This is a genomic window from Xenorhabdus sp. PB30.3, from assembly GCF_963895965.1.
Taxonomy (GTDB): Bacteria; Pseudomonadota; Gammaproteobacteria; order Enterobacterales; family Enterobacteriaceae; genus Xenorhabdus; species Xenorhabdus stockiae.
On the sequence record NZ_CAWQMW010000040.1, the window covers coordinates 1 to 7,543 of the forward strand.

Consider the following 7,543-nt stretch of genomic DNA (forward strand, 5'->3'; position numbering starts at 1 on the left):
TATGCGTTTTAGCCCGGTGACAAAATCGGCTGAGGTGTTCGTTAACCGCAAAATTATTCGTCACAACGGCGATCCGGTGCTGGCATGGGCGATATCCAATGTCGTGATGGAGACAGACGCGAACGCCAATATCAAACCGAATAAGAAGAAATCTGCCAATAAGATAGATCCTGCAATTGCGTTTCTGATGAGCTTTGGCACATGGCAGGTGGAACATGAAGACTTTGCATTTAACTTGAGTGAAGAACAGCAGAAGAAACTGGATATCTTTGATGGTGTTTAATAAAATCAAATGCTCAAAAGGTGAGATACCTCACCTTTATTTCACTCAATTTTGTCAGTCACTGTATAAATTTTATTAATTTACCATCTGTTATTTTATGTCATCCTGCCATTAAAACATGCAACTCATCCACTGAATTAAATCAATCTGTACTCTCCAATATTGATGAACCAATTTATTGATGTTCACCGGCGGAGAAGTATCTCACCGCCTTCATGTTATTTAGCAATCTGTATTGTTGATTAAATGAGGGAATAAATATGCAAGATAAAAAGCCTGATGCACCTGTCTCAGAAGATAGTAATCTTGTGATTGTTACAACACCAGAATATGTCAAAGATTCAATCAAAGAAGCCATTGCAGAACACGCGGCAAGCCGTAATCACCCATATGCAACTCAAGCAGAACCGGGATTTGTTACATTAAGTAATGCAGTAGACAATGACAGTGAGATAACCGTTGCAACCTCTAAAGCTGTAAAAAAAGCATATGATCTAGCCAATACAGCTAACCTAAATGCTCTCAATAATAATTCGGATCTTTATTTGGAGAAGAAACAGAATGGAGCCGATATTCCGAATAAAGAGGCGTTTGTGGAAAATATTGGACTAACAGCCACAGTCAACTTAGCAAAAAACGCTTTACAAAGAGGTGAATTTGGATTTGGAGGGGAGGGGGAGCGTATTGGAATATCGGACTATACTCAGATGTTGAGTTGGCTCAGAAATAAAGGCCCATCTAAAATATATCGAAATGATGGTATAAATTCTTTTACACATCAATATGGTGTTTCTTTCAAATCGTTCTCTAATGATACATGGGCAAATTTATCAGTGGCATATAATGGTGATGGTGTCAAATTTGCAGGTGGGAACGATAGTCAAGAATATATTTATGATTGTTTAGTTTCACGAAAAGCGATTGTTAATTCTTCTGAGGGGGGTAATAACAATATACCTGATAATGATTATAATAATATTCCTATTAATCAAACTTTCTTTGGGTACTCTGGTGGGAATAATTCTGCAAATATCACTGGCTCAGGTATTCACATTTCAGGTATGGGAAGATACAGTTTCCAACTAATGACAGAATATTGGAGAACAGGAGCCATAGCTTATCGTTCTTTCAATGCAGATATGCCTAATCAATGGAATAAATGGGAATATATTAGGACAACATCTAATACTATGATAGATAGTAATGGTTTCCTTCAACATTCTTCACCAATCGTCAATATTTGGAGTAATGGTAAATTCGAGACAAACACTGAATCAGAAGGTGCAACTGTCGAACATATATCGAAAGGAACTTATCTTATTAACGGTATTTTAAATATTGAGATTGATGCCGAATGGGGAGGGTTAAGTAATGGAATTGAAATACCACTGTGTAGAAATAAATTACCTTTAATTTGGGTAGACTATGAGATACTTTCCGATAGTTCAATTAAAATAATGACCTATCACCGTGAACACTCAGACGCACCTATTTTCGCTAGAAATATAAGAGAAGGTTACGCAGAGGGTGATTTAATTGATATTCCTGATGGTAGATTTATTTCTGTACGGGTACAAATGCCTGCTGTTAAGAGTGAATAATTACATGTGTAATTTTTCTATGGATTGTTGCCGATGATTCTAAATTGGATATTCCGGCATTTGGACACGGACGTCACACAATTAAGCGTAGAAAATGCCAGTTAGCTATCTCTCAAATCTTCTAATGGATTCTGTCACAATTTATTTTCACAAGGTTAGAGCATTTAGTGTATTGGCCTATATATTGTGTCTCTGATGAGTTTTGGCCTTTACCTTGAATGAGCAACCGCGACTAAAAGTATTTCATTATATATAACGCAAAAAGGTAAACTGTTTTTACTGATTCGCCTATTGAGTCCGATAAACCAATCAGTTAAAGTAGCCCCGCCATTAGCAAAATCTAGTGGTCAGGGCTTCGCATCCCTGAGCTAAGAACACTGGTAGGATGTTTCTACCAGTGACCTCGTTCACCCTTTCAATGGTGATTCAGGCAGGGGAGGCTTCGGCCTCACCGGAATCTTAGCCCGGTAATGCGAACCTTGCTTGAATCGCCACCATCAATTTTCTCAATTAATGGAAGGGGTAACAGGAATGAATAACGTTAGAAATGATTGGCATCAAGCCGATATTATTGCCGCATTACGTAAACGTGGTACAACCTTAGCTGCTGTTTCCCGTGAAGCCGGACTCAGTTCATCTACACTGGCAAATACTCTCAGTAGACCGTGGCCGAAAGGCGAATGGATAATTGCTAACTATCTCGAAATACATCCCTCAGAAATTTGACCTAGCCGTTATTTTGATTCGTATGGTGAATTGATTGAACGTAAGGTTCGAGATAAATCATAAAAATAGTAGCCCATCACTTGAAAATCATCGGGAAGATAGCCGTAACGGGGTATCTTCTCACTAGCAGTAACATTCGTAATTGTCCCTCCTAAAAACTTTCAGCGAGATAAACCGCAACTTCTTCACAAGATCAGAACGGTTAGCACATTAGCCTCATTTTATTGATCACAAATTCACTCTTATTCTTTCCTGTCTTTTCTTTTACACTGTTCTTATCTTATGCCTTGTTTATAGGTTTGTTCAGCGTTCTATGTATAAACAATTGCATAAACAAATAAAAACAAACTCGTTAAATAATGGCAATTATTTAAATAATATCAAATGGTTATACTTTAATTATGAATATAGCTAATATATCTCAAGTTAAGACTTTTTTCCTCTCATTACAGGATGAAATCTGTAAACAACTTGAACGTCTGGATGATCATTCCCACTTCATCGAAGAGTGCTGGCAACGGGAGGAAGGCGGTGGCGGACGCAGCCGTGTCTTAAAATCAGGTAAGGTTTTTGAGCAGGCAGGTGTGAATTTTTCCCATGTAACCGGAGATTCCCTGCCTTCGTCAGCAACAGCTCACCGCCCTGAACTGGCGGGTCGCAGCTATCAGGCAATGGGGGTTTCCCTTGTTATTCATCCCCAAAATCCTTATGTTCCGACCAGTCACGCCAATGTACGCTTTTTTGTTGCCGAAAAAGAAGGTGAGTCCCCCATCTGGTGGTTTGGTGGCGGGTTTGATCTCACTCCCTATTATGGCTTTAAAGAGGATGCCGTTCACTGGCACACTGTTGCCAGTACGTTATGCCAGCCATTTGGTGAGGATATTTATCCCACATATAAAAAATGGTGTGATGATTATTTCTTTATTAAGCATCGTAATGAGCCTCGTGGTATTGGCGGGCTATTTTATGATGATTTAAATAGCCCCGATTTTGATACTTGCTTCAATTTCACACAAGCTGTGGGTAATGGTTTCCTTTCGGCTTATCTACCTATTGTTGAAAGAAGAAAAGATATCGGCTGGGGAGAGCGGGAAAGACAATTCCAATTATATCGCCGTGGTCGCTATGTTGAATTTAATTTAGTCTGGGATAGAGGAACATTATTCGGCCTGCAAAGTGGCGGGAGAACAGAATCTATACTGATGTCCATGCCTCCTTTAGTTCGCTGGGAGTATAATTATTCCCCTGAGCCCAATTCTGCCGAAGAAGAACTCTATACATCATTTCTGATAAAAAAAGACTGGGTATAAATAAATCCTGGAGTAGCCCAATAGTATAAATATGTATTGGGCTATTTATCACTACTCTAATCTAAATTTAAAATTTAATATACACATCGACTTTCAAGTTATCTCTTTGCTGGCTATGCATCTTGTGCTTAATTGCATATATTACAACCCTGCTTTTATATCAATAGATTAATAAATTTATTGATAGCATTCCATTAACAATATTCTGTTATAAAAAGTCAATATTTACCCTAATGACTATCACTTTAATTATCGATAGTATGCAAATGGGCGCAAAAAACAATAAACATAGCACTGACAAAACAGGGGATAATTATGGACAAACAAGCAGTTAATAGATGCAGTTTAATTCCTCCATTTGTCTTAGAACAAATATCCAATCACTGTGACGAGTGTACTAATCAATATGTATTAAAAACATTAGATCATGTTTATAATTTAATGAACATTACGATATTTGAAGGCATTCCACAGCCGGAATATGAAATAAAACATGTTGAAAAAATAAAACTACACAGAACTATCTATGATGCGGAACAGAAAGAAGAGTTCCCCGGAAAGAAATTAATCCGAAGTGAAGGTATGCCTGACAGTGACGATATTGCCATTAATGAAGCCTATGAGTACCTTGGAAAAACTCATGAGTTTTATAGTAAGGTTTTTGATCGCAATTCACTTGACAACCAAGGGCTGAAATTAGTTGCCACTGTTCATTATGGTAAAAATTACTTAAATGCTTTTTGGTCAAGGAAGCAAATGGTTTTCGGTGATGGTGATGGTCAGTTCTTCAATCGCTTTACCTCTGCTATTGATGTGGTAGCACACGAACTAACGCATGGAGTTATTCAAAATGAAGTTAACCTCTATTATGCCTACCAGTCTGGTGCTCTGAATGAGTCTATTTCAGATGCATTTGGCATAATGGTAAAACAGTATGCCAATAATCAAAGAGCGGATGAATCCGACTGGTTATTGGGAAAAGGAATTCTGGGTCCTCGTTTTAACCCAGAGAATAAACCTGATATTGCCTTACGCTCATTTATAAGGCCGGGTACAGCGTTTTCCAACGACAGGCAGGTTGCTCATATGGATCAATATGAAGAGCTACCAATTACGCTGGATAATGGAGGCGTTCATATATATTCAGGGATCCCGAACAAGGCATTTTACTTACTCGCAATTGCACTGGGAGGTTATTCATGGGAGAGAGCCGGAAAAATCTGGTATGAAACTTTGTTAGATAATCGTTTATCTTCATATGCCACTTTTGATGAGTTCGCTACATTAACTATTAAGAGTGCAGAAAGATTATTTGGCAAGAATATCGCCCACATTACCAGAGAGTGCTGGAAAGAAGTTGGTGTACTTTTGCCCAAAAAAACAGCAGCAAAAATATTAATATAGTATTATTTCTCAACATTAAATTAATTTCAAATTAATCATATAATTAATATCAGATAGCCTATTTAAGCTCTTTGCTATATTTATAGATTAATAAAAACAAAATAATAAAAAAGCATCTAATTAGTAGAAAACCTTGTGACTTAGGCTAATAATTTAATTGGGATCCCAAAAAAAACACAGCATCCAAAAATAAATCGGGGTATCATTATGTACAAAAATACGATACACAACATTATTCCTCCAAATTTATTCGAATATATTATTAAAAATTGCGATGAAAATGATAAGGCTCCAATATTAAAAGCTTTAAATCACACTTATAATTTAATGAATTATTATGCTGGCATGGGAAGTTCATCACTGATATATAATCCAGGAGATGATGAGAATCTGGATAGAATAATATATGATGCCGAAAATACAGATAAGTATCCAGGTACAAAAACAATACGGACTGAAGGCTCTTCTGAAAGTAAGGATATTTGTGTTGATGAAGCCTATGAACATCTTGGTATAACTTATCAATTCTATAAAGAAATTTTTGGCCGTAACTCAATTGATAATAAAGGACTTAAGTTAGTCGCTACAGTACATTACCTTGAAAATTATGCAAATGCGTTTTGGGCAGACAACCAGATGGTTTTTGGTGATGGTATGAAGTCGTATCTTAATCGCTTCACATCCTGTATTGATGTTACAGCCCATGAAATGACACACGGTGTCACTCAATATGAAGCAAATCTGGACTATGCCTATCAAGCAGGTGCTCTCAACGAGTCTATTTCAGATGTATTCGGTATTATGGTGAAACAATTTTCGAATAATCAGAAAGCCGGCGAATCTGACTGGCTGATTGGTCAGGGGATCTTCGGGCCAAAAATGAATCCTAATAATGATCCCAATCTTGCACTGCGTTCGTTCAAGGATCCGGGAGCTGCGTATTCAGATGATGATCAAATAGGTCATATGGATCAATATGAAGATCTTCCCTTTTCAAATGACAACGGCGGAGTTCATAAATATTCAGGCATTCCAAATAGAGCATTCTACCTGTTAGCAACAGCTTTAGGGGGGTATTCATGGGAGCAAGCAGGTAAAATCTGGTACAGCACTTTGACAGATAATAACCTATCCAACAAAGCAAATTTTGATGATTTTGCTAAATTAACGGTAATTAATGCCTGCAAGCTCTTTGGTAAAAGTGCTTCAAATCTTGTCACTGATGCATGGCATCAAGTGGGTGTCCTGCGCTGACGATAAAATAATATTTTGGCACAGGGGTTAGGAAAACCCCTGTTGTTATCGTCATATTTATTTCTATATTCTTTTTTATCAGGTTATGATTTTTTCTAATCACATCAATTTTATCTTAATTAAATTCTTCAACCGCATGAATTCCCAATAATATATAATCAGCTATGGTTCTGAAAATTTATCTGCTTATTACATATATAATTAACAAAATAAATGAATAAAAAAATTTACATTTTTAGTAGTGACTGATTTAATTATTTTGACTAATATTTAGACTAGCAAGGTAAGTTATACCCAACGGGTTTCAATATGCATCACGGCAACAAAGGAATGATAAAAGCTAGTTCCCGATGGAACACAAAAGCCGCTCATTAATCTCTGGGATCATAACGCATCGTATATTTATAAAAACGATGACTGGGGTGCGTGAGTGTAGCCAGCAAGAGGTACTTGAAAAACGGCGGATATTATATAGATACCAGGCTCACACACTAACCAAATTGGGTATATTATGTGCAATACAACAAATCAACACTGTATAGTCCCGCCCCATTTGCTGGAGTATATTGCAAAGCACTGCGATGAGAAAGATAAGGAATATGTGCTAAAAACATTAAATGATGTTAATAAGTTAATGAAAAAATCAGCCCAAAATTCTTCGTTACAAAAAAAAGATATAACTAAAATTGATAAAGAAAAAAGTAATTAATCATTTGATGTTAAAAAGTATAACCCAGAAGATAATCAATTCAATTATTCATCATAATGGTTAATCGTCTTAAACAAAAATAAAGAGCTATAAATAGCTCTCAGACTGCTGACAAACCGCGTTGAAAATAACGCGGTTTGTTGCCTTCATTATAAATCCTTATCTTTCGATTTTTCCTGCCTCATCCCTAAACAATCCTTTTTGGGCACGTGATTGGGCTTCTGGCCCCGTTAAATACACGAAAGCACCGCAGATA

General features: G+C 36.9%; 6 protein-coding genes and 1 pseudogene. All 7 read left to right on the forward strand.

The features are described from left to right. The coding region (locus tag AACX38_RS03655; protein ID WP_228865741.1) for a terminase TerL endonuclease subunit at positions 1 to 283 on the forward strand (283 nt) is incomplete at its 5' end. A gap of 260 nt (positions 284 to 543) precedes the next feature. Next, positions 544 to 1,884 carry a phage tail fiber protein gene (locus AACX38_RS03660; protein WP_228865742.1) on the forward strand — a complete coding sequence of 447 codons (1,341 nt, stop codon included), beginning with the start codon at positions 544 to 546 and terminating at the stop codon, positions 1,882 to 1,884. Between the two features lie 531 nt (positions 1,885 to 2,415). Continuing rightward, positions 2,416 to 2,607: pseudogene (locus tag AACX38_RS03665) on the forward strand (helix-turn-helix domain-containing protein); the annotation flags it as partial. 404 nt (positions 2,608 to 3,011) lie between these two features. After that, positions 3,012 to 3,920: an oxygen-dependent coproporphyrinogen oxidase gene (gene hemF / locus AACX38_RS03670; RefSeq protein WP_099121851.1), complete on the forward strand. Its 909-nt coding sequence runs from the start codon at positions 3,012 to 3,014 to the stop codon at positions 3,918 to 3,920. Between the two features lie 315 nt (positions 3,921 to 4,235). Continuing rightward, the gene (locus AACX38_RS03675) at positions 4,236 to 5,324 is read left to right on the forward strand and encodes a M4 family metallopeptidase (protein WP_228865743.1); all 1,089 of its coding nucleotides are present in this window, start codon (positions 4,236 to 4,238) and stop codon (positions 5,322 to 5,324) included. Between the two features lie 207 nt (positions 5,325 to 5,531). Then, positions 5,532 to 6,578, forward strand: a complete 1,047-nt coding sequence (locus AACX38_RS03680) for a M4 family metallopeptidase (protein WP_228865744.1) — start codon at positions 5,532 to 5,534, stop codon at positions 6,576 to 6,578. Positions 6,579 to 7,089: 511 nt separating this feature from the next. Beyond that, a complete protein-coding gene (locus AACX38_RS03685; RefSeq protein ID WP_099121854.1) occupies positions 7,090 to 7,287 on the forward strand; it encodes a protealysin propeptide domain-containing protein in 198 nt (65 codons plus the stop codon). Positions 7,288 to 7,543 lie beyond the last annotated feature (256 nt).